The sequence below is a fragment of the Micromonospora sp. NPDC049559 genome (assembly GCF_040676675.1).
Taxonomy (GTDB): domain Bacteria; phylum Actinomycetota; class Actinomycetes; order Mycobacteriales; family Micromonosporaceae; genus JBFAPK01.
Genome location: NZ_JBFAPK010000002.1, coordinates 95,238 through 117,170 on the forward strand (window position 1 = coordinate 95,238; position 21,933 = coordinate 117,170).

Consider the following 21,933-nt stretch of genomic DNA (forward strand, 5'->3'; position numbering starts at 1 on the left):
GAACGCATCTTATAAGCGCCACCTATCAGTCGGCATTGAAATCTGTCTTAGCCTTATCAGAGCGGGCTCCCTAGCCTCGATGCCATGGGAGTCGTCAACGTCGGCGTCGTCGCCGCGACGGTGCTCGCGGTCATCGCGGGTGCGGCCAGTCCGGTACGCGCCCACCACGGCTGGGGCGCCTACCGGACGGAACAGCCGCTGTATCTCGCCGGCCGGGTCACTGACGTGACATGGCGGGATCCGCACCTGGAGGTCGAGGTCGACGTACCGGCCGGCGCCACCCGCCCGGCCGACCTGGCCCAGCGCCGGCTGCCCGAGCTGCTCGCCGGCGTCGGCGGCGCGGAGACGGTACCCAGGGCCACCGTGCCCGACGACCATGCCGGCCGGTGGCGGCTGGAGCTGGCGCCGGCGGGCACGCAGGAGAGCCGGTTCGGCCTGCGGCGCGAGTCGGTCCGGGCGGGTGACGACTGGGGTGTCGTCGGGTACCGCAGCCGGACGGGCGACCGGGAACTCCGACCGGAGCTGATCATCTTGCCCGGCGGCGAATCGGTGTCCCAACGTTCGGTACGGCTACCCGGTGGCGACGGGCGCGCCGAGCCGGCCCGTACCGAGCCGGGCGAGTCCGTGGCCGAGCCGGACACGCCCTCGGGAACCGGCCTGGCGAGGGTCACGCTCGTCGGCGCGGGTGTGCTCGCGGCCATCGCGGTGCTCGTCGTCCTGGTACGTCGCCGTGCCGGACGCTCCGACTGATGCACGACCTCGCCCGCTGGTTGGAGGAGAGCGCGCCCGTGGCCGCGCTGCGCGACCTGCCCTGGAGCTATCCGGCACTGGAGTGCGCCCACCTGCTCGGGATCTCGCTGCTGCTCGGCGGGGCCGCCCTGTTCGACCTGCGGCTGCTCGGGGCCTTCCCGGGCCTGCCGCTGCCGGTGGCGCGACAGACCCTGCTGCCGGCGGCGCGGGCCGGCTTCGGGCTGGCCGCCGTGACCGGGCTCGCGCTCTTCGCCCTGTCCGCGCGCGACTACCTCGACAACCCGGCGGTCACGGTGAAGCTGCTGCTCCTGGCCGCGGCCGGCCTGAACGTCGCGCTTTTCCACACCGGCGCCGGCCGGGCCGCCGCACGGGCCGCGAGCCGACCGGACCGCGCCGTCGAGCCGTCCACCACCCGACCGAGCCGGGTCGTCGCGGGGCACGCCGTCGCCTCGCTGCTGCTCTGGACGGCCGTGCTGGTGGCCGGCCGCCTCATCGCGTACCTGTGAGGCTGTCAGCGGCCCCCCGTATACCCGCCGCCCCGACCCCGGGGCCGCGACCCGGCTCACACCCGCTGACGTGCGGATTCCCCCGGCTGTAGGGTGGTCGCCGGAACAACGGCCAGTCCCACGCCGATCCGATCACGGTCCCGGCGTACCTCAGCGGCCGGCGGAAGGCGCGGACGCGTTCGCGCGGAGCGGAGCGGGGGGCCGAGCCAGTGAGTGACCGGCCGTACGTGCTGCTGAGCTGCGCCACGTCGATCGACGGCTACCTCGACGACGCCAGCGACCAGCGGCTGCTGCTCTCCAACGACGAGGACTTCGACCGGGTCGACGCGCTCCGCGCCGAGTGCGACGCGATCCTGGTCGGGGCCAACACCGTACGGCTGGACAACCCCCGGCTGCTGGTCCGCTCGGCGGACCGGCGGAAGGAACGGGTGGCGCACGGCCTACCCGACTCCCCGACCAAGGTCACCGTGTTGGGCAGCGGCGACCTCGACCCGGCCGCCCGGTTCTTCGCGACCGGCACGACCGAAAAGATCGTCTACTGCGCCACGTCCGTGGTGGATAAATCCCGGGACCGCCTCGGCGGCGTGGCCACCGTGGTCGACGGCGGCGAGCCGGTCTCCCCCACCCGGATGCTCGCCGACCTGGCCGCGCGGGGCGTACGCCGGCTGATGGTCGAGGGCGGCGGGACCATGCACACCCAGTTCCTCACCGCCGGGCTCGCCGACGAGCTGCAGCTGGTGATCGCCCCCTTCTTCGTCGGCGACTGCCGCGCACCCCGGTTCGCCCACGACGGCCGGTACCCGTGGCACCCGGAACGCCGGGCCCGGGTCGCCGAGGTACGCCAGCTCGGCGACGTGGTGCTGGTGCGGTACGCGCTCTCCGACCGGTGCCCGACATGATCGAAGTCGACCGGCACTGGCTACAGACCGCGGTCAAGCTCTCCGAGCAGAGCCCGCCGGTCACCTCCGCGTACGCCGTCGGCGCGATCGTGGTGGACCACGACGGTTCGCAGCTGGCCACCGGGTACTCCCGGGAGACCGACGGGCGGGTGCACGCCGAGGAGACGGCGCTGGCCAAGCTCGCCGACGTCGACCTCTCCCGGGCCACCATCTACACCTCGATGGAGCCGTGCAGCACCCGCCGGTCCCGCCCGCGTACCTGCACCCAGCTGATTCTCGCCGCCGGCATCCGGCGGGTCGTCTTCGCGCTGCGCGAACCGCCGCTGCTCGCCGACTGCCACGGCGTGGAGCTGCTCCGCGAGGCCGGGGTCGAGGTGGTCGAGCTACCCGAGCTGGCCGACGCGGTCCGCGAGGTCAACGGGCACCTGCTCCTCCCCCACCGGTGATGCGCCGTCAGCCGGCGAGCGGCAGGTCGGGGGTACGGGCCGCGCGCCGGGCCTTCGCCGCGAGATAGCCGGCGTTCGCCGACGAGCGGAACACCCCGGTCGGTACCGTCTCGGTGACCGTCACGCCGAGCCGGCCGAGCTGCTCGGCCTTTTCCGGGTTGTTGCTGAGCAGCGCGATCCGGTCCACGCCCAGGGTGGCGAGCATCTGGGCGGCCACCGTGTAGTCCCGCTCGTCCTCGCCGTGGCCGAGCGCCACGTTCGCCTGGTACGTGTCGAGTCCCCGGTCCTGCAAGGCGTACGCGTCGAGCTTGGCGTACAGGCCGATGCCCCGGCCCTCCTGGCGCAGGTAGAGCAGGTAGCCGCCGGCCTCGGCGATCCGTTCGACCGCCTCGCGCAGCTGCGGGCCGCAGTCGCACCGCTGGCTGCCGAAGACGTCGCCGGTCAGGCACTCGCTGTGCGGGCGTACCAGTGGCGTGGCCTCACCGTCCCCCTGCCGGTCGCGCGATCTCGTCCGGTCGCCGAGGCCGAACGCGAGATGCTCCCGCCCGTCCACCAGTCCGTGGAAGGAGTACACGCGTGCCGTGGTGGCGTACCCGTCGGGGAAGCGCAGCGGTACCGTGACCTGCGTCCGTACCGTCGCGACCGGCAGTGCTCGGGACATCCTTCTCCTTCGTCGAGGGGCGGGGAGGTTCGGCGGCGTGCCGGCGGGTGGCCGGTAGCCGTCGGACGATCAGTACCACCGCGCCGGGCAGGCTCGACACGAGCACGAGCGCGCCGTACACCACGCCGGTGGCGACGCCCTCGGCCGCGGTGAGGCCGGCGGCGCCGAACGCCCAGGCGGCCACGCCCTCGCGCGGTCCGAACCCGCCGACGTTCAGCGGCAGCGCCATCGCCAGCAGCGCCAGCAGGGTCAGTGGTACCAGCCGGGACAGCGGCGCGGTGGCGCCGGCGGTCCGGGCGGCGACCACGAAGGTCGCCAGGTGGCCGGCGACCACGACGGCGGAGGCCAGCGCGACGCCGAGCCACCGGCGCCGGGCGAGCGGGCCGTCGCGGACGTCGGATGCGGCGGCGCGCAACGCCCGCGCCCACCGCGAGGAGCCGCCCCGGGGCAGGGCCCGGGCCAGCAGTACGGCGCCGAGCCCGCCCGTCACGACCACCGCGGCCACGACCGGCAGGTACGCCCGCACCGGCGACGGAAAGGCCGCCAGGATCACCACCGACATGGCGACCTGGACGACCTGCCCGGCGGTGCGTTCCCAGAAGACGGCGCGTACGCCCCGGCCGAGGTCGCCGGCGTCGCGGCCGTGGCGCACCGCCCGGTCCACGTCACCGACCATGCCGCCGGGGAGGGTGGCGTTGAGAAAGACGGCGCGGTAGCAGTGCGCGACCGCGGCGCCGAACGGCAGCGCCACACCGAGCCCGACGGCGATCAGGCGCCAGCGCCAGGCGCAGCAGACGGTGGTGAGCAGGCCGATGCCGAGGGCCGCCGCGACGGCCGGGCCGTCGATGAGGCGCACGCCGTCCAGGACCGGGCCGGTGCCGACCCACCAGAGCAGGGCGGCGAGCAGGCCGATCCCGCCGAGCGTGCGTACCCAGGGCCAGAGCGGCCGGGCCGCCGGTTTCGCGGTACGCCATCTCGGGCGTACCGCCGTCATCCCGCGCACATCGACCTCCCCGGAAGTGAATCTTTCTGCCTATACGGACCGGGGCGGCCAAGGGTTCATTCACAGTTGGCCAGCAGGTCGTGGTGGTGGACCACGACGCCGAGCCGGCCCTCCGCCGCCTCTGCCCGGCGGCGGCGCGCGTACGCGGTCACCCGGCCGGTCAGCTCGGGCCGCTGCTCGCGGGCCGCGTCCAGCCAGCCGGCGAACCACTCGGCGCTCAGCGCGGCCTGGTCCGGCCCGAGCCGCCACGGGCTGGACCGGACGCGGACCTCGACGCCGTGCCGGCCGAACGCCGCCACGGCGGCGTCGGCGGCGTCCGGGCCGAGCAGCCGGCGCCCGTCGGCGGTGCGCCGCCGCTGGTGGGCGTTGAAGGCGTCGGCGATCTCCGAGTCGAGCGGGTCGGCCGGGGTGAGCTCCACCCGGCCGACCACCGAGAGGGTCAGCCAGGTCGGGCGGCCGGCGGCGGCGCACGTCGCCACCATCCGCTCGATCTCCTCGGCGGTGAGCATGTCGAGCAGGGCGGAGGCGGTGACCAGGGCGGCGCCGCGCAGGTCGTCGGCGGTGAGCCGGGTGATGTCGCGGCGTCGGGTCTCGACGGTGACGGGCGCGCCGTCGGCGGCGGCGGAGACCATCCGGGCCGCCGCCTGTTCGAGCAGCTCGGGGTCGCGGTCGTACATGATCCAGTGCTGCGGGCCGGGCAGTCGCGGCGCCAGCCAGCGCCCCATGGAGCCGGTGCCGCTGCCGAGGTCGTGCACGACCAGGGGCGCCGCGGAACCGGCGGCCGGGCCGGCCCGCCCGGCGGAGTTGCCCGCGAGCCGGCGGCGGACCGGTTCCAGCAGCTCCGCCGAGCGGGCCACGGCGTCGGCGGCCTCCCGGAGGGCGAGCCAGTCCGCGAAGGGGAGCGCGTCGGTCCGTGTGACGGTCATGCCGGCCTCCCGCCGATCTCGTGCCTGGTCGTGCCGGGCCGCGCCGCCGCCGGGAGACCGCCGGCGGCTGAACGCTCACCTGCTCGCGCGGAGTCGCCGCCCGCCGCGCCGCTGCCCGCCGCACGGTCACTCGCCGCCGCACGCGTGCTGCTCGCTGGGCGCGCGCTGCCCGCTGGGCGGTCGCTGGCGGCCGGGAGGTTGGCGAGGACGTCGGCGACGAGTGCGGTGGTGACGGCCCAGCCGGTCAGGGTCTCGCGCCGGGCCCGGGCGGCGCGGCGCAGCCGCTCGCGCAGGTCGGCGTCGGCCAGCCAGCGCCGCAGCGCCCCGGCGAACGCGGCCGGGTCGTCGGGCGCCACCAGCAGGCCGGGCAGGTCGCCGTCCGGCGCCCGCCCCAGCGCCTCCGGCAGCCCCTTGGTCGCCGTGGCCAGCACGGGGATGCCGCGCGCCAGCGCCTCGGTGACCACCATGCCGTACGTCTCGCCGCGCGAGGCGAGCACGAGGAGGTCGGCGGCGGCGTACGCGGCGTCGAGCGAGGCTCCGGTACGCGGGCCGACGAGGCTGACCCGGTCGGTGAGGCCGTACCCGTCGATCTCCTGCCGGAGCAGTCGGACGAAGTCGGCATCCCGGGTCAGCGCGCCGACGCAGAGGCAGGTCCAGGGCAGCTCGGCCACGGTCGCCAGGGCGCGCGCCAGCAGGTCGTGTCCCTTGTGCGGGGTGACCGCCGCGACGCAGAGCAGCGCCGACCCGGCGGCGGAGCCGGGCGCCAGCGGCGCCGGTTCGACCCCGGGCGGGGCGGCGTGCACCCGTTCGGGGGCCAGCGGGTACAGCTCGAGCAGCCGCCGCCGGCTCCACCGGCTGGTGGTGAGCACGGCGCTCGCCGCCGCCAGCGCCTCGGCCTCGGCCGCGCGGGCCGGCACGGACTCGTCGCCGAAGGGCAGGTGCACGAGGACGACCAGGCGCAGCCGGCCGGCCTGCGGCGCCAGCACCTCCGGTACCGCCGAGGCGATCAGGCCGTCGAGCAGGACGAGCGCGTCGTCCGGCAGGCCCGCGAGGAGCCGGGCGAGCCCGGCCCGTTCGGCGGGGTCGGGCGTGGGCCAGCCGCCGGGTACGGCGTGTTCGCGTACCGTCCAGCCGGCCTCGGCGAGACCGTGGCAGATGCGGCGGTCGTAGCCGTTGCCGCCGCTCGGGGTGGCCGGGTCGTCGATGTCGTTGGGCAGGACGACGTGCAGCGGGCCGGGCGGCGCGGTGGCCGGCGGGCCGGCCGGGTGTGCCCGGTCGGCCCGCCGCGCGGGATCTGCTCGCCCCGGTTCGACCGGGGTCACAGGGTCCGCTCGTAGCTGGCCCACGCGATGTGCGACTCGTGCAGGGTCACCGCGATCCCGGTCAGCCCGCGCGCCCCCTCGCCGAGCGCGCCGGCGTGCACCCGGTCGGCGAGCCGGTCGGCGATGATCTGGGCGAGCGCCTCGGTCGAGGTGTTGATGCCGGCGAGTTCCTCCTCGTCGTCGAGATTGCGGTAGTTGAGGTCCGCGAGCACGGCCTTCAGCTCCTGGCTGGCGAGCCCGATGTCGACCACGATGTTGTCGGCGTCGAGTTCGGGCCGGCGGAACGTCGCGTCGACGACGAACGTCGCTCCGTGCAGCCGCTGCGCGGGTCCGAAGACCTCGCCCTGGAAGCTGTGGGCGATCATGATGTGGTCACGGACGGTAATGCTGAACAAGGATCACTCTCCGGCATAGGTGACGAGATGGCAGAGCGCGGGCAGGCTGCCCGCGGCCAGTCGGTCGAAGACGTCGGGCAGTTCGTCGAAGCGGGACCTCCCGGTGATCAGGGCGTCGAAGGCGGGCTCCCGGAGCAGGTCCAGGGCGAGCGCCAGCCGGTCGGCGTAGGTTCGGCTCGACCGGGCCGGCGAGACGGTGCCGACCTGGCTGCTGCGGATGGTGAGCCGGCCGGAGTGGAACGCCCCGCCCAGCGACAGGTTCACCGGCCGGTCGCCGTACCAGCTCAGGTCGACGACCGTGCCCTCCGGGGCGAGCAGTTCCAGCGACCGCTGCAGCCCCGCGGAGGTGGCGCTGGCGTGCAACACGAGATCACAACCGCCGGTGGCCCGCTCCGGCGCGGCGAACTCGACGCCCAGGGCGGCGGCGACCTCGGCCCGGGCGGGATCGGCGTCGACCAGTTGGAGCCGGACCCCGGGAAAGCGGGCGAGCAGGGCGGCGACCGAGCAGCCGACCATGCCGGCGCCCACCACCGCGATCCGGTCGCCGATCATCGGCGCGGCGTCCCAGAGGGCGTTCACGGCCGTCTCGACGGTGCCGGCGAGCACCGCCCGCGCGGGCGGGACGCCGTCGGGCACCGGGGTCACCGCGGCGGCCGGGACCACGTACGCGGTCTGGTGCGGGTAGAGGCAGAAGACGGTACGCCCCAGCAACTCGGCCGGGCCGCGCTCGACGACGCCCACGTTGAGGTAGCCGTACTTGACGGGGGCGGGGAAGTCGCCCTCCTGGAACGGGGCGCGCATGGTGGCGTACTGGTCGACGGGGACACCGCCGCGGTACACGAGCGTCTCGGTGCCCCGGCTGACGCCGGAGTAGAGGGTACGCACCTCGACCTCGCCGGGCCCCGGGTCGGGTACCGCCACGGCCCGGATCTCGCCCCGGCCGGGTGAGCGTAGCCAGTAGGCGTGCGCCTGGCGGGTCACCGGCTCCCCCTCGTCCTTTCCGGCAGATCCGTCGAACCGAACGCCGGCAAATTCCGTGTTGTCCTAGCAAGGTCGTACACACGATAGACACGGAGGCACGGTGCGCAGGGTTCAAAACGGTCCGGTGATCGGGCTGATCGCGCAGGTCGTCCTGCTCGCGTGTCTCGCCGGGACGGTCGGCCTGGGCGTCGCGGGCGCGCTGGCGGGCCTGGCGTACGGGGTCGTCCTCAGCGGCCTGCTCCACCGGGGGCTGCGCCGGGCGGGCGCGGCGCGGATGAGCCCCGCCGACCGGGTCACGCTGACCCGGGCGACGCTCGTCGGCGGGGTGACGGCGCTCGCGGTCGACTCGTTCACCCGGCCGGTGCCGGTGGCCCTGCTGGTCGGCCTCACCGTCGTGGCGCTGCTGCTCGACGCGGTCGACGGCCGGGTGGCCCGGCGCACCGGCACGGTCACGGCGCTCGGCGCCCGGTTCGACATGGAGGCCGACGCGATCCTGCTGCTGGTGCTCAGCGCGTACGTCGCGCCGGCGGCGGGGCCGTGGGTGCTGGCGATCGGCGGGATGCGGTACGCCTTCGTGCTGGGGATCTGGCTGCTGCCGTGGATGCGGGGTACGCTGCCGCCGCGCTACTGGCGCAAGGTGGTCGCGGCCACGCAGGGTGTCGCGCTGGTGTCGGCGGCGGCGGACCTGCTGCCCCGGGTGGTCACGCTCGCGGCGCTGGCCGCCGCCTTCGCGCTGCTGGTCGAGTCGTTCGGCCGGGACGTGTGGTGGCTCTGGCGGCACCGCCCGGTGCGCCCGGTCGTGGCGGCGCGCCGCCTGAGGGAGGTCCGCGCGTGAACCACTTCGACGCCGTGCTCTTCGACGCGGGTGACACGCTGATCCGGCTCCGCGGCAGTGGGGAGACGCTGCTGCACCGGGCCGCGGTGGCGCTCGGCGTCGATCCGCTGGACTCCGACGAGGTGGCCCGGGTCTGGCGGCGGGTGGTCGACACCAGCGGTACCGCCGAGGAGCTGGCCAAGGGCCGGGACCTGTCGAGCGTACGGCACCGCGAGGTCTGGACCGCGCTGTACGAGTCGGCCGGGTGCGAGCGGCTGGCCGCCGGGCTGAGCGAGCGGCTGTACGCGCTGACCGTGGCCGCCGAGTCCTGGGAGGCGTTCCCGGACACCCGGCCGACGCTGGCGGCCCTGCGCGAGCGCGGCCTGCGGATCGGGGTGGTCAGCGACACCGGGTTCGACCTGCGCCCCGCCCTGGACCGGTTGGACCTCTCGCCGTACCTGGAGTGCGTGGTGATGTCGTACGAGTACGGCGTCTGCAAGCCGGCGCCCAAGGTGTTCCTGGCCGCCTGCGACCAGCTGGGGGTACGGCCGGAGCGGGCCCTCATGGTCGGCGACAACGCGCTCACCGACGCCGGCGCGGTCGGCGCCGGAATGCACGTCTTCCTGCTGCCCCGGCCCGCGCGGACCGGTCCGCGCGGGTTGGGGCACGTCCTGTCGCTGGTCGGCGCCGGATAGCGGGCGGCACGCCCGACCCGGTGGGGCCCCCGATCCGGTGGGGTGCCCGGCCGAGTGGGGCGCCCGTGCGCCCGGGAGATCACCAGACATCGTGTAAGGGGTTCGGCATGTCATCTTCCACCGGTCCGCGTCCCGCCACCGAGGACGCGGCCCCGATCGAGGACCCGGCCCCGGCCGAGGCGCCCGCCGGGTCCGCCGTCGAGGCCGCCTCCGTCGAGGCCGCCTCCGTCGAGGCAACCGCCGGGTCCGCCGCCGCACCCGCCGCACCCGGCGAGGCCGCCGCCGACGCGCCGGGCCCGGGCCGGTCGCGGCGTCGGCGGGTGCTGGCTGCGGTGACGACGGGCGGCGCGTTCCTGCTCGTACTGCTCGTCCTCGTCGCCCCGGAGCGGCTCGGCCGGCTCACGCCCGCGGCGTTCGTCCGCATCCCGGTCGAGGGCCTGGTCGCGGCCGCGCTGGTGCTCCTCCTCCCGCCCCGGGGCCGGCGGGTGGCGGCCGTGCTCATCGGCGTGGCGCTCGGGCTGCTGACCGTCGTGAAGCTGCTGGACCTCGGCTTCTTCGAGGCGCTCGACCGGCCGTTCAACCTGGTGCTCGACTGGGTGCTCCTGGACGACGCGTACCGCGTCCTCACCGACTCGGTCGGGCGGGCCGGCGCGGCCGTCGCGGCGGTGGTGCTGGTGCTGGCGGTCTGCGCGCTGCTGGCGCTGATGGCGCTGTCGGTGCTGCGCCTGACCCGGGTCGCCGTGCGGCACCGCCGCGCCACGGCCCGCGGCCTCGGGGTGCTCGCGGCGGCCTGGGTCGTCTGCGCGCTGCTGGGCGCGCAGCTCGTGCCGGGCGAGCCGGTCGCCGCGTCCAGCGCCGCCGGCCTCGCCTACGACCGTACGCGCCAGGTCCGGGAGGGGGTACGCGACCAGAAGGCGTTCGCCGCCCAGGCCGCCGTCGACGCGTTCGCCGACGTCCCCGGCGACCGGCTGCTCACCGCCCTGCGCGGCAAGGACGTCGTCGTGTCGTTCGTGGAGAGCTACGGGCGCGTCGCGGTCGAGGACCCGCAGATCGCACCGGGGGTGAACGCGGTGCTCGACGAGGGCACCCGCCGCCTGGCCGCGGCCGGCTTCGGCGCCCGCAGCGGCTTCCTCACCTCGTCGACCGCCGGCGGCGGCAGCTGGCTGGCGCACGCCACCCTCCTGTCCGGCCTCTGGATCGACAACCAGCAGCGGGACAACAACCTGATGGCCAGCGACCGGCTGACCCTCAACGGGGCGTTCCGGCGCGCCGGCTGGCGTACGGTGACCGTGATGCCGGCCCTCGTCGGACCGTGGCCGGAGGGCGCCTTCTACCAGAACGACCAGATCTACGGCGTGAACGACCTCGGCTACCGCGGCCCCAAGTTCAGCTTCGCCCCGATGCCCGACCAGTACACGCTCTCGGCCTTCCAGCGGCTGGAACGGGCGAAGCCGGACCGGCGCCCGCTGATGGCCGAGATCCCGCTCGTGTCGAGCCACAGCCCGTGGGCCCCGATCCCGCGGATGGTCGGCTGGGACGAGCTGGGCGACGGTACGGTCTTCGGGCCGATCGCGAGGCAGGGCGCGTCGCCGGACGACGTCTGGCGCGACCCGGCCCGGATCCGCACCGAGTACGGGCGCTCCATCGAGTACTCGCTGGAGAGCCTGATCTCCTACGTGGAGCGGTACGGCGACGACCGGCTCGTCCTCGTCTTCCTCGGCGACCACCAGCCCGCCCCGGTGGTGACCGGCGAGGGGGCCGGCCGGGACGTACCGATCACGATCGTCGCCCGCGACCCGAAGGTGCTGGAGCGCGTCGCCGGCTGGGGCTGGCAGGACGGCCTGCGGCCCGGCCCACAGGCGCCGGTCTGGCGGATGGACACCTTCCGGGACCGGTTCCTGACCGCCTTCCAGTGACCATCGGGGCGCGCCGGCCGCCCTCCGGTGGCCGGTTGCGGAGCTTGGCCCGGTGGTGCGCGTAGGCTGACCAGGTGGATCAAGAGGACCGCATCGCCCTGTTCCTCGACTACGAGAACCTCGCGCTGGGGGCGCGGGACCATCTCGGCGGTCTGGCGTTCAACCTGCGCCCGGTCGCCGACGCCCTCGCCGAGCGGGGGCGCGTGGTGGTGCGCCGGGCGTACGCCGACTGGTCGTTCTTCGACGAGGACCGGCGGATGCTCACCCGCTCGCACGTCGAGCTCATCGAGATCCCGCAGCGCCTGGGCGCCTCGCGGAAGAACGCCGCCGACATCAAGATGGCGGTCGACGCCGTGGAGCTGGCGTTCGAGCGCGCGTACATCTCGACCTTCGTGATCTGTACCGGCGACAGCGACTTCACCCCGCTGGTCCACAAGCTCCGCGAACTCAACAAGCGGGTCATCGGGGTCGGCGTCGAGAAGTCCACCTCGGCGCTGCTCCCGCCCGCCTGCGACGAGTTCCTCTACTACGACCGGCTCGAAGGGGTGGACGTCCCGTCGACGCGGACCCGGCGTACCCGCCCGGCCCGGCCGGTGGAACCGGAACCGCAGCAGCTGGAGCAGGAGCCGGAGCCCCAGCCCGCAGTCGAGGAGCCGGTACGCGACGACGACTCGCTCGCCGTCCTCGTGGCCCAGACCGTGGCCGGTCTCCAGGGCAGTTCCAGTGGCGAGGTGAGCGCCTCCACGCTGAAGCGGACGCTGCTGCGCAAGGATCCGACCTTCAGCGAGTCCGACTACGGCTTCCGCGCCTTCGGGGAACTCCTGCGCCACCTCGCCGAGCAGAATGTGATCGAGCTGGCCGAGGGGCCCGCCAAGGGCGATCCCGGGGTGTCGCTGCCGGAGCACGGCGACCGGGAGGTGGCGTTCGGGCTGCTCCACTCCGTCGTGCAGGACCTGGCCGGCGACGACGGCGCGGTGGCGCTCTCCGGGCTGAAGACCCAGTTGCGGCGGGCGCGGCCCGACTTCAGCGAGAAGAAGCTCGGGTACCGCAGCTTCCTCCAGTTCTGCAAGGCGGCGGCCACCGGCGGCGCCGTCCAGCTGCGCTGGAGCCCCGAGGCCGACGACTACCTGCTCACCGCGCGGCCCGCCTGACCGCACCCGGTTTCCGCGCGTTCCGGCACCCGCACCGGTCGGTGCCGCGCCTGGCGCCCCGGCGTCGGGTCACCACCGGCTGATGAGGGCACGGCTGGCCACGCCGGCGTCGGGTCACCACTGGCTGATGAGCGGCGCGTCCGGTTCGTGCCGCCGCCACGCCTCGGTGAGGCGGACGAGGCGGGTGGGGGCGGCGATGCCGCGCACGGTCGCGATCCTGCCGTTGGCGAGGTCGAACGTCACGGCGCCGGCGACCCGGTCGCCGAGCACGAAGAGGATGGCGGGGGCACCGTTGACGAGCGCGTAGTGCACGGCGGGCGTGCCGCCGGCAAGCCGCCGCTTCGCGGGTGTGGGTTTGAGGCCGGCCCGGGCGACGGCGGCGATGCGCTGCGCGGTGTCGTACCGCATCAGCGTCTCGGTCCGGCCGGCGCTGTCGGAGATCGCGGTCGCGTCGTCGGTGAGCAGCGACACCAGTCGTTCGGTGCGGCCCGAGACGGCGGCGGCGAGGAATTCCTCGACGATCCTGCGGGCGGTGGCGAGGTCGACCTCGCCGCCGCCGGGGCGCGCGGCGGTGACGCGGCGCCGGGCCCGGTGCAGGTGCTGCTGACTCGCGGACTCGGTGATGTCGAGGATCTCGGCGATCTCGGCGTGGCCGTAGGAGAACGCCTCGCGCAGGACGTAGACGGCCCGCTCGACGGGCGACAGGCGTTCCATGAGCGTGAGCACGGCCAGGGAGACCGATTCGCGCTGCTCGGCGGTGTCGGCCGGGCCGAGCATCGGGTCGCCGTCGAGGAGCGGTTCGGGCAGCCAGGCGCCGACGGTACGCTCGCGGCGGGCGTGGGCCGAGCGGAGCCGGTCGAGGCACAGGTTGGTGACGACCTTTGTCAGCCAGGCTTCCGGCACCTTGATCCGCTGCCGGTCGGCGGCCTGCCAGTGCAGGAACGCATCCTGCACGGCGTCTTCGGCGTCGGCGGCGGAGCCCAGCAGCCGGTACGCCAGCGAGGCCAGCCGGTTCCGGCTGGCCTCGAACCGACCGGTGTCGAAGCGATCGGTGGCGGTGCTGTCCACGCGGACCCCCTGGTCGGCTACGCGAGCGCCTTGCCGGCGAACGCGACCGCGTTCCCACCGGACGCATCCGGCGCGCCGACCAGCCGGCGCCTGCGCTTGGGCAGGCCGAAGGTCGGGTGCGAGCTGGCCCACAGCGAGCCCTTGAGGATACCCGCCTTGACCCGCGCGGCATTCCGGCCGCCCAGGTACGTCGGCTTTGCCCGTGCTTCGTCGTCGACCGCCTGCAGGATCGCGTCCCGCCGTCCCAGGCTGATGTGGTTGCCCAGGTAGACCAGCTTGGTGTGTGGGATCTTGCGGCCGGTCAGGCGTCCGACGATCGCTTCGATCGCCTGGCTGCTGGTGTAGCCGGCCGACGCGCAGGACATCGGCAGCGGCCGGCCGCTGTCGCCGATGGCGTAGGCGCTGTCGCCAGCGGCATAGACGTTCGGGTGCGAGACCGACCGCATGGTGCGGTCGACGACGATCCGACCGTTGCCGGTGACCTCCAGACCGCCGGCGGCGGCGACGGGGCCGACCGCGAACCCTGCGGTCCACACGGTCGCGTCGGACGCCAGCGCGGTGCCGTCGGCGCAGCGCACCCCTGTCGCTTCGACGGCTTCGACGCTGGTGTGCTCCCGGACGGTGACGCCCAGCCGGTCGCAGGCCCGGCGCAGGTGGCCGCGGGCTCCGGCGGAGAGTTGGGCGCCCAACTCGCGGCGGGCGACCAGCGTCACCGACAGGTCGGGCCGGGATTCGGCGATCTCGGTGGCGGTCTCGATGCCGGTCAACCCGTCACCGACGACCAGCACCCGCCCGCCTCCGCCCCGTCCGCCCAGGGCGTCCAGGCGCCCGCGCAGCCGCAGCGCCGAGCGGCGGGCGGCGACGTCGAAGGCGTACTCGGCCGCGCCGGGGACGCCGTGGTCGGCGACGTGGCTGCCGAGCGCGTACACGAGCGTGTCGTAGCCGAGCTCACCGCCGCCGGCCGCGTCCGCCACGGCGACGACCTGGCGCTCGGGGTCGACGGCGGTGACCCGGGCCAGGCGCAGCCGCATCCCCGTGCCCGCGAAGATGTCCGCGAGCTTCGGAGCCTCGATCTCGTGGCCGGCCGCGAGCTGGTGCAGCCGCATCCGCTGGACGAAGTCCGGCTCGGCGTTGACCACGGTGATCTCGGTGTCCGCCGGGGACAGCCGGCGGGCCAGGTTCCCGGCGGCGTGGACCCCGGCATAGCCGGCGCCAAGGACGACGATGCGGTGCTTCATGGGTCGCTCCTCTCGGTACGCATGCTCTTCGTGAGTTGAGCGGGACGGCGCCTCGATTGCTGACAGGAACCGCGTGTGACGTGGGTCGCAGCGCGCCGGTGGATGATGCCGGGACCGCTCGGTGTCGGTGGGGGCCGACCACGGGCCGCGAACTCGTCCGGCGCGGCCGGGGGTATTCGATCGTCGGGCCGCGCCGCGGTCGCGCGGCGACTCGCCGATCATCACGGTGTCGCGCGCACGGATCGGCCCGCGGTGCCGGAACATGTACGGCGTACCGCGGTCGCGCCGTGGGTAATGGGAGACGACACGGACGGCTCCGGCGTGACCGTACGGGCGGGACGCCGGTGAGCGGGAGGAAACCGATGGAGACTCGGAACGTGGTGCTGCTGGTCCTGCTCGGGCTGGTCGTCGTCGCCACGCTCGCGGTCGCGGTCTTCTTCCTGGTCCGGCTGCTGCGGATGCGCACGCTGCTGCGCTCCAGCGCGATGCCCGTCTCCGGCAAGGTGGCGTTCTGGGCCGCGCTGATCTACAGCGTCTCCCCCGCCGACCTGCTCCCCGACCCGGTCTACCTCGACGACATCGGCATCCTCGTCGGCGCGATCGGCTACCTCGGCCACCTGGCCCGTAAGCACGGCGTGATCGGCCGCCGGGCGCCGCACGCCCCGATCGAGGAGCGGCGGGCGGCGGCTACGACGCCGCCGGGTCGGGGCGCAGGTTCGCGGTGAGCGCGGCGAGCTGGGCGCGACGTTCCTCGGCCGTACGGGGCCAGCCGCGCGCGTCGGGCCGGGTCTGCCAGGGCAGCGGCCCGGACTCGCGGCGATACTCGACGCCGAGCGCCGCCAGCCGGGGCAGGTGCGCGTCGAGCCGGGCCCGGAAGCCCGGGTAGTCGCGCCCGGCGTCGCACCACACCGTCTCGGCGAAGGCGCAGAGCCGGGGAAAGACCATGTAGTCGACGGCGCGTACCGAGTCCATGTGCTCGGTCCAGACGTTGCACTGCGCGCCGATCACCCGTTCGGCCTGCGCGGCGGTGAGCCCGGCCGGTACCGGCTCGAAGGCGTAGACGTCGGCGAGGGTGAGCACCGTGCCGACCGGGACCGGTTCGTCGTCCCGGTCGGACTGGCGGTAGTCGAGGTAGGTCCACATGTCGGGGCAGGCCACGACGTCGTGCCCGGCCCGGGCCGCCAGCACCGCCGGGGCCGTACCGCGCCAGGCGGCCACCGTGGCGCCGGGCGGCGCGCCGCCCTCCATGATCTCGTCCCAGCCGTAGACCTGCCGGCCCCGGCTGGCCAGGTGCGCGCCGAGCTGGCCGACGAACCAGCTTTGCAGCGCCTCCTCGTCGGCCAGGCCCAGCTCGCGCATCCGCGCCCGCGCCGCCGGGCTGGCCCGCCACTCGTCCTTGCGGCACTCGTCGCCGCCGATGCCGACGTACCGGCCGGGGAAGAGGTCGCAGACCTCGTCGAGGATGTCGCGGCAGAACGCCAGCGCCTCGTCGGAGACGTTGAGCACGTGCGAGGAGATCCCCCAGCCCGTGCGGACCGGCACCGGCGCGTCGCCGTTGCCGAGCCAGGGGTAGGCGGCGATGGCGGCCTGGGTGTGCCCCGGCAGGTCGATCTCGGGTACGACGGTGACCTGCCGCTCGGCGGCGTACGCGACGATCTCCCGGATGTCGTCGGCGGTGTAGTAGCCGCCGTGCGGCCGGCCGTCGTACGTCCCGTGCTGGCGCGACCCGCGCATGCTCTCGGTACGCCCGGCGCCGACCTCGGTCAGCCGCGGGTACCGCGCGCTCTCCAGCCGCCAGCCCTGGTCGTCGGTGAGGTGCAGTTGCAGCACGTTGAGCTTGTGCAGGGCGAGCAGGTCGACGAAGCGCAGCACGTCGGCCTTGGGCAGGAAGTGCCGGGCCACGTCGAGCAGGCAGCCGCGCCAGGCGAAGCGGGGCGCGTCGACGATCTCGACCGCCGGCAGCTCCCACGGGCCGTCGCCGACGCGGGCCCGGCGGTACGCGGCCGGCGGCAGCAGTTGCCGCAGCGTCTGCGCGCCGTAGAAGGCGCCGGCCGGACCGGCCGCGTCGATCTCCACGCGCTCGGGCGTCACCCGCAGCCGGTACGCCTCGGGCGGCAGCGCCGGGTCGAGCGCGAGCGCGATGCCGCCGGCTCCGGGCCCGCCGCCCGGCTCGTGCGGCGGCGCCGACCTCGTCGAGGACGCCGCCACCGGCGGGTGAGACAGGACCGCCGCCGCTGGTGGGAGGGACGCCGCCGCCGGCGCGGGCAGGGGCGACGCCGGTGGCGGCGGGAGCGGGAGACCGGTCGCCGGGGTCAGCGCGGCGCGCAGCCAACCGGCCACCTCCGCCAGGGCCGGGGGCGCGGCGAGCGTGGTGTCGGGGCCGAGCCGGAACGCGCCGGTGCCCGGCGCGACGGAGCGGGGGCGGGGCAGCACCGACGGCAGCCCCGCCACGCCGTCGCCGTGTCCGCCCGTCGTCGCGTACGCCGCCACTACTCCTTCACCGCCCCGCCGAGACCGGCGACCAGCCGGCGCTGGACCGCGACGAAGAGCACCAGCACCGGTACGGTCATCAGCACCGAGGCGGCCATGATGCCGCCCCAGTCGTTCTCGTCGGGCTGGAAGAAGACCAGCAGCGCCATCGGCAGGGTCTGGTTGTCGGTGGCGCTGATGATGAAGGTCCGCGCGAAGAGGAAGTCGTTCCAGGCGGTGATGAAGGAGAAGACGCTGGTGGCGGCGAGCCCCGGCGCCACCAGTGGGAAGAGGATGCGCCACAGGATGGTGAACCGGCTCGCCCCGTCGAGCCGCGCCGCCTCCTCGATCTCCTCCGGTATCGCGGCGACAAAGCCGCGCAGCATCCAGATCGCCAGCGGCAGCGAGAAGGCCAGGTGCACCAGCACGAGCGAGCCGAGCGTGTTGAGCCCGATCCCCGGCACCGCCGCGCCGAAATCGCGGATCAGGAAGAAGAGCGGGATGGTCAGCGCCTCGACCGGCACCATCTGGGCGACCAGGAAGAGCACCAGGATCGTGGTGCGGAACCGGAAGCGGAACCGGGTCAGCGCCACCGCCGCGAGGAAGGCGACGAGCCCGGAGAGGAGCACGACGAGCACCGCGACGAGCAGGCTGTTGAGGAAGTACCGGCCGAAGTGCTCGGCTCCGAGCACGCGGCGGAAGTTGTCGAGGGTCGGGGCGAGGGTCCACGGCCGCTGCGCCAGCGACTGGATCTCACTGGCGGGCTTCACCGCCGAGAGCGCCATCCAATAGATCGGAAAGACGACGAGCACGGCGGCGACGACCGCCACCGCGTCGGCGACCCGCCGCCGGGCCGGTACCCGCCGCCGGGTGCGGCGTGCCTGGGTGGCGGTCACAGCGGCTCACCGCCGCGCCGCAGGACCCGCAGGTAGAGCAGGGTGACGGCGAGCAGGATCACCATCATGACCACCCCGATCGCCGAGCCGAGGCCGTACTCGGAGGCCGCGAAGGCCTGCTGGTAGGCGTACACGTTGAGGGTGAGGTTCTGTCCGGCGATGCCGCCCCCGCCGGTCATGACGTAGATCTGGGTGAAGATCTTGAAGTCCCAGATGATCGACTGGATGACCACGATGGTGATCAGCGGGCGCAGCATCGGCACCACGACCCGCCGGAACGACTGCCAGCCGCTCGCCCCGTCCAGCTCGGCGGCCTCCAGGACCCCGTCCGGGATCGCGGCGATGCCGGCGTACAGCGTGATCATGACGAACGGGAACGAGTGCCAGACCACCGCGGCCCCGACCAGCGCGAACGTGGTGTACCGGCCGTAGGTCCAGTTGAACCCGTCCAGGCCGAGCACCTGGTTGACCAGCCCGAGGTTGGCGTCGAAGAGGAACATCCACACCGTCGACCCGGTCACCGCCGGGGCGGCCCACGCCGCCATCGCCGCGAGCGAGAGCGCGAGCCGGGGCCAGCGACCGACCCGGGTGAGCAGGACCGCGAACGCCGCGCCGACGGCGAGCGTGGCCAGCACGCAGGCGGCGGCGAAGCCGACGGTCGCGAGCAGCACCGACCAGAACCGACCGTCGTGCAGCAGGGCGGCGTAGTTGTCGAACCCGACGAAGCGGGTCGGTTGGCCGCCGCTGACCTGGGCCTGCCGGAAGTCGAGTACCGAGATCAGGCCGAGCTGGTAGATCGGGTACGCGAAGAGCGGCACCAGTACCAGCACCGCCGGCAGCAGCAGCCAGAACGGCGTACGGCGACCGGGCCGTACCCGGGGAGACGGGGACCGGGCCGGGCCGGTCCCCGTCTCCCCCAGCGCCGGTACGGCGGTGGTCATCGCCGGAACGCGGTCTGCATCGCCGCGGCGGCCTCGTCGGTCGCCTGGTCCACGCTGGCCTTACCGGTGACGATCTTTTCGAGCATCGTCGGGATGACCGCCTGCGCGTCGATCTTGCCCCAGCCCGGGTCGAGCGGAACGAACCGGGTGCCCGCCGCCATGGTGTCGAAGAACGGCTTGAGGAACGGTTCGCTCGCCGCCAGCTCCGTACGCGCCGAGGTCAGGCCGGGCAGGTTCCCCATCGCCGCGTACATCTTCTGCTGGTACTTCTTGCCGCCGAGCAGCCGCAGGAAGTCGACCGCGAGGGTCCGGCGCTTGGTGTTGCGCATGATGCCGAGGTTGTTGCCACCCGCGAAGGCGGGGGCGATCGTGCCGGCCTTCGCGCCGGGCAGCGGCACGACCGCGTACCTGCCCTTGACCGCGCCGGCCTCGACGGCGCCGCGGTTGAAGTTGCCGAGGATGCCCATGCCGGCCTTGCCGCTGGCGAACAGCTCGACGGTCTTGCCGCCGGTGAGGTCGGCGCACTGCTGCGGCGGGCAGTTGTCCGGCGCGATCAGGTCGGTGTACGCCTCCACACCGGCCCGCGACGCCGCCGAGTTGATCGCCGGTACGTAGCCACTCCCCTGCTTGACGGCGAGGTCCCCGCCGGCGTCCCAGAGGAACGGCATGGCCGCGTACGTGTATTTGCCGCCGACGGCGAGCCCGAACATCTCCGGCTTCGCCGCGCGGATGCGCCGGGCGGCGGCGACGAGCTGATCCCGGGAGGTCGGCGGCGCCAGGCCCAGCTCGGTGAAGACGTCGGTGCGGTAGTAGAGGGCGCGGATGCCGACGTACCAGGGGACGCCGTAGAGCTTGCCGTCGATGGTGGCGCTGGCCCGCAGGTCCGAGGAGATGTCCGCCCCCTCCGACCAGGCCGCCACGTCGCTGCCGATCTCGGCGAGCCCGCCCGCGGCGACGTACTCCGGCAGGTCCGTGTTGCCGTACTCGACGACGTCCGGCGCGCTGGCCGGGTCGTTGAAGGCGCCCTTGAACTTTTCCGCCCGGGTGGCGACCGGGATGTATCCGACGTCGACGGTCACGCCCGGGTGCGCCGCGGTGAACTCGGCGACCGCCTCGTTCACGACCTGCTCCTTGGGCGCCCGGTTCGGCTCGTCGAAGAGCCAGACCCGCAGCGTGCCGGACTTCTCGTCGGCACCGTCGGAGTTGGACGAGACCGAGGGGGCGCAGCCGGTGACCAGGAGCCCGGTCGCGGTCAGCGCGGCGAGGAAGGCCGCCAGTCGAGCGTTCATGGGGGTCTCCGGAGGGGGTCAGGCCCGGCGGTCCGCCGGCTCGGCGGGCGGGAGGTCTCGGGGGGTGACCGCGCCGCGATACGGGCTAGGTTCGGAAGTGGTTCGTAGGAACGGACGGGTCTTAGCGTGGGGCGCTGGTTCGCGGCTCGTCAAGGCTTGCGTCGATTTTCGTGCCGTGCGATCGTCCGGGACGCGCCCTCGTCACCGACGGCGACCGCCCACACCCGGCCCCGTCAGAATCCACGCCCGGCCCGGTCAGAAGTAGAGATGGAGCACGTCGCTGACGGTGTCGTCGTCGGCCAGCACCGGTATCGCCCGCCACTTGTCGAAGGCGGTGCAGGGGTGCGAGATGCCGAAGCAGACCAGGTCGCCCGGCCCGGGCGCGTCGGGGGCGTCCGGCGGTACGGCGAGGTAGGCGTGGTGGTCGTTGAGGCGGGTCACCCGCAGCCCGCCGGCCGGCACCGTCGTACCGTCGGCGCGGCGCAACCGCAGCGGCACCGGCAGCCCCTCGTCGTACGACACGTCGCGCTTGCCCAGCCCGGCGATGGCCAGCCCCGGCTCCGGAGTGGACAGCACCTGCGCCCACAGCTCCAGCGCGGCGTCGAGCGAGCCCTCGCCGGGGATCCGCCGGAACGGCGTGTGCTCACGGTAGAAGCCCTCGTCGTGGGTGACGTACGCCCCGCTGCGCAGCACGGTCCGCAGGGTGTGGCCGGGCAGCCACTGCCCGGCCAGTCGCCGCGCGACCACGTCGAAGTAGGCGCTGCCCCCGGCCGAGACCAGCACCTCGGCGGGGAGCAGCCCCTCGGCGGAGAGCTCGCGGGTGGCCGCCACGAAGCCGTCGAGGTAGCCCTCTACCTCGTCGACCCCGGGCAGCCCGCCCTCGTACCCGGTGACGCCGGCCAGCTCGATCCGCTCGGCTGCGGCCACCGCCCGGGCCACCTCGACCAGCGCGGCGGTGTCGCGGCAACCGGTACGGCCGCCGGGGAAGCCGAGTTCGACGAGGACCCGCAGCGGGCGGGTGCCGCCGGCCGCGGCGAGCGCGTCGGCGGCGGCCCGCGCCCCGGCCACCGAGTCGACCTGGAGGAGCAGCTCGAAGCCCCGCTCGGCCTCCCCGGCGAGCCAGCGCAGCGCGGTCGGGTCGAGCAGCTGGTTGGCGAGCAGCACCCGGGGAATGCCCAGCCGGCGGCAGACCAGCGCCTGGTTCGCGGTGGCCACGGTGATCGCCCAGGCGCCGGCGCGCAGCTGCGCGTCGAGCAGCGTCGGCGCCATCGTGGTCTTGCCGTGCGGCGCGAACTCCAGCCCGTGCCGCCGGCAGAACTCCGCCAGGGTACGGATGTTCCGCGTGATCGCCGTGCCCCGGGCGGTCAGCACCGGCCAGGTGAAGGTGCCGTCGAAGAGATGGTGCCCGCCGGCCGCGAGGGTGGCCCCGTCCACCGTCCCCTCCGGCCACCAGAAGCCCTTGCTCCGCCAGTCGACGTACTCGTCCGGTCGCATGCCCGCCCTCTCCCTCGTGAACATGCCGCACTCTCCCTCGTGAACTCGTGCTTGACCATCAGGGCCCGAAGAC

At 74.4% G+C, this 21,933-nt stretch carries 19 protein-coding genes and 3 pseudogenes; 9 read left to right on the plus strand and 13 right to left on the minus strand.

Annotated elements, in window-relative coordinates; translation table 11 throughout:
- Nucleotides 1-84 precede the first annotated feature (84 nt).
- The 4 genes from AB0J86_RS03530 (at nt 85) to AB0J86_RS03545 (ending at nt 2,601) form a co-directional block, all read left to right on the plus strand.
- Nucleotides 85-750: a hypothetical protein gene (locus AB0J86_RS03530; RefSeq protein WP_363851894.1), complete on the plus strand. Its 666-nt coding sequence runs from the start codon at nt 85-87 to the stop codon at nt 748-750.
- Nucleotides 750-1,256, plus strand: a complete 507-nt coding sequence (locus tag AB0J86_RS03535; protein ID WP_363851896.1) for a hypothetical protein — start codon at nt 750-752, stop codon at nt 1,254-1,256. The genes AB0J86_RS03530 and AB0J86_RS03535 overlap by 1 nt, the downstream gene beginning before the upstream one ends.
- Before the next feature lie 209 nt (nt 1,257-1,465).
- Complete coding sequence (locus AB0J86_RS03540) at nt 1,466-2,155, plus strand: dihydrofolate reductase family protein (RefSeq protein ID WP_363851898.1); 690 nt, start codon at nt 1,466-1,468, stop codon at nt 2,153-2,155.
- On the plus strand, nt 2,152-2,601 hold the full coding sequence (locus AB0J86_RS03545) for a deaminase (protein ID WP_363851901.1): 450 nt from the start codon (nt 2,152-2,154) through the stop codon (nt 2,599-2,601). The genes AB0J86_RS03540 and AB0J86_RS03545 overlap by 4 nt, the downstream gene beginning before the upstream one ends.
- A gap of 7 nt (nt 2,602-2,608) precedes the next feature.
- On the opposite strand, the gene ribA is transcribed toward AB0J86_RS03545, so the two are convergent.
- The 6 genes and pseudogenes from ribA to AB0J86_RS03575 all read right to left on the minus strand — a co-directional run bounded on the left by ribA (nt 2,609) and on the right by AB0J86_RS03575 (nt 7,889).
- Complete coding sequence (gene ribA, locus AB0J86_RS03550; RefSeq protein WP_363851904.1) at nt 2,609-3,262, minus strand: GTP cyclohydrolase II; 654 nt, start codon at nt 3,260-3,262, stop codon at nt 2,609-2,611.
- Between the two features lie 49 nt (nt 3,263-3,311).
- Nucleotides 3,312-4,256, minus strand: a pseudogene (locus AB0J86_RS03555) (lysylphosphatidylglycerol synthase transmembrane domain-containing protein); the annotation flags it as partial.
- Between the two features lie 65 nt (nt 4,257-4,321).
- The gene (locus AB0J86_RS03560; protein WP_363851906.1) at nt 4,322-5,191 is read right to left on the minus strand and encodes a class I SAM-dependent methyltransferase; all 870 of its coding nucleotides are present in this window, start codon (nt 5,189-5,191) and stop codon (nt 4,322-4,324) included.
- A 212-nt stretch (nt 5,192-5,403) separates the two neighbouring features.
- Nucleotides 5,404-6,420: pseudogene (locus tag AB0J86_RS03565) on the minus strand (glycosyltransferase family 4 protein); the annotation flags it as partial.
- Between the two features lie 89 nt (nt 6,421-6,509).
- The gene (locus AB0J86_RS03570) at nt 6,510-6,908 is read right to left on the minus strand and encodes a 6-carboxytetrahydropterin synthase (RefSeq protein WP_363851909.1); all 399 of its coding nucleotides are present in this window, start codon (nt 6,906-6,908) and stop codon (nt 6,510-6,512) included.
- A gap of 3 nt (nt 6,909-6,911) precedes the next feature.
- Nucleotides 6,912-7,889, minus strand: coding sequence for a zinc-binding alcohol dehydrogenase (locus AB0J86_RS03575; RefSeq protein WP_363851912.1), 978 nt, complete (start codon nt 7,887-7,889; stop codon nt 6,912-6,914).
- A 100-nt stretch (nt 7,890-7,989) separates the two neighbouring features.
- Here AB0J86_RS03575 and AB0J86_RS03580 point away from each other — a divergent pair.
- The 4 genes and pseudogenes from AB0J86_RS03580 to AB0J86_RS03595 all read left to right on the plus strand — a co-directional run.
- A pseudogene (locus AB0J86_RS03580) lies at nt 7,990-8,688 on the plus strand (CDP-alcohol phosphatidyltransferase family protein); the annotation flags it as partial.
- Between the two features lie 32 nt (nt 8,689-8,720).
- Nucleotides 8,721-9,398 carry an HAD-IA family hydrolase gene (locus AB0J86_RS03585; RefSeq protein ID WP_363851915.1) on the plus strand — a complete coding sequence of 226 codons (678 nt, stop codon included), beginning with the start codon at nt 8,721-8,723 and terminating at the stop codon, nt 9,396-9,398.
- Nucleotides 9,399-9,505: 107 nt separating this feature from the next.
- The gene (locus AB0J86_RS03590) at nt 9,506-11,314 is read left to right on the plus strand and encodes a sulfatase (RefSeq protein ID WP_363851918.1); all 1,809 of its coding nucleotides are present in this window, start codon (nt 9,506-9,508) and stop codon (nt 11,312-11,314) included.
- A 74-nt stretch (nt 11,315-11,388) separates the two neighbouring features.
- Nucleotides 11,389-12,465: a PIN domain-containing protein gene (locus AB0J86_RS03595; RefSeq protein WP_363851921.1), complete on the plus strand. Its 1,077-nt coding sequence runs from the start codon at nt 11,389-11,391 to the stop codon at nt 12,463-12,465.
- Nucleotides 12,466-12,579: 114 nt separating this feature from the next.
- Here AB0J86_RS03595 and AB0J86_RS03600 read toward each other — a convergent pair whose 3' ends face one another.
- Nucleotides 12,580-13,533 (minus strand): sigma-70 family RNA polymerase sigma factor, encoded by a 954-nt coding sequence (locus tag AB0J86_RS03600; protein ID WP_363851924.1) that lies wholly within the window; start codon nt 13,531-13,533, stop codon nt 12,580-12,582.
- 17 nt (nt 13,534-13,550) lie between these two features.
- Nucleotides 13,551-14,771 (minus strand): FAD-dependent oxidoreductase, encoded by a 1,221-nt coding sequence (locus AB0J86_RS03605; protein WP_363851927.1) that lies wholly within the window; start codon nt 14,769-14,771, stop codon nt 13,551-13,553.
- A 362-nt stretch (nt 14,772-15,133) separates the two neighbouring features.
- Here AB0J86_RS03605 and AB0J86_RS03610 point away from each other — a divergent pair, with 362 nt between their 5' ends.
- Entirely contained in the window at nt 15,134-15,496 is a 363-nt protein-coding gene (locus tag AB0J86_RS03610; RefSeq protein WP_363851930.1) for a YkvA family protein, read from the plus strand.
- Here AB0J86_RS03610 and AB0J86_RS03615 read toward each other — a convergent pair.
- The 5 genes from AB0J86_RS03615 to AB0J86_RS03635 form a co-directional block, all read right to left on the minus strand.
- Nucleotides 15,459-17,261, minus strand: coding sequence for a beta-N-acetylhexosaminidase (locus tag AB0J86_RS03615; RefSeq protein ID WP_363851933.1), 1,803 nt, complete (start codon nt 17,259-17,261; stop codon nt 15,459-15,461). The genes AB0J86_RS03610 and AB0J86_RS03615 overlap by 38 nt on opposite strands.
- Nucleotides 17,261-18,136, minus strand: coding sequence for a carbohydrate ABC transporter permease (locus AB0J86_RS03620; RefSeq protein WP_363851936.1), 876 nt, complete (start codon nt 18,134-18,136; stop codon nt 17,261-17,263). Before AB0J86_RS03620 ends, AB0J86_RS03615 begins: the two co-directional genes overlap by 1 nt.
- Nucleotides 18,133-19,077, minus strand: coding sequence for a sugar ABC transporter permease (locus tag AB0J86_RS03625; RefSeq protein ID WP_363851939.1), 945 nt, complete (start codon nt 19,075-19,077; stop codon nt 18,133-18,135). The genes AB0J86_RS03620 and AB0J86_RS03625 overlap by 4 nt, the downstream gene beginning before the upstream one ends.
- A complete protein-coding gene (locus tag AB0J86_RS03630; protein ID WP_363851942.1) occupies nt 19,074-20,366 on the minus strand; it encodes an extracellular solute-binding protein in 1,293 nt (430 codons plus the stop codon). The genes AB0J86_RS03625 and AB0J86_RS03630 overlap by 4 nt, the downstream gene beginning before the upstream one ends.
- A gap of 255 nt (nt 20,367-20,621) precedes the next feature.
- Entirely contained in the window at nt 20,622-21,884 is a 1,263-nt protein-coding gene (locus AB0J86_RS03635) for an alanine racemase (protein WP_363851945.1), read from the minus strand.
- Nucleotides 21,885-21,933 lie beyond the last annotated feature (49 nt).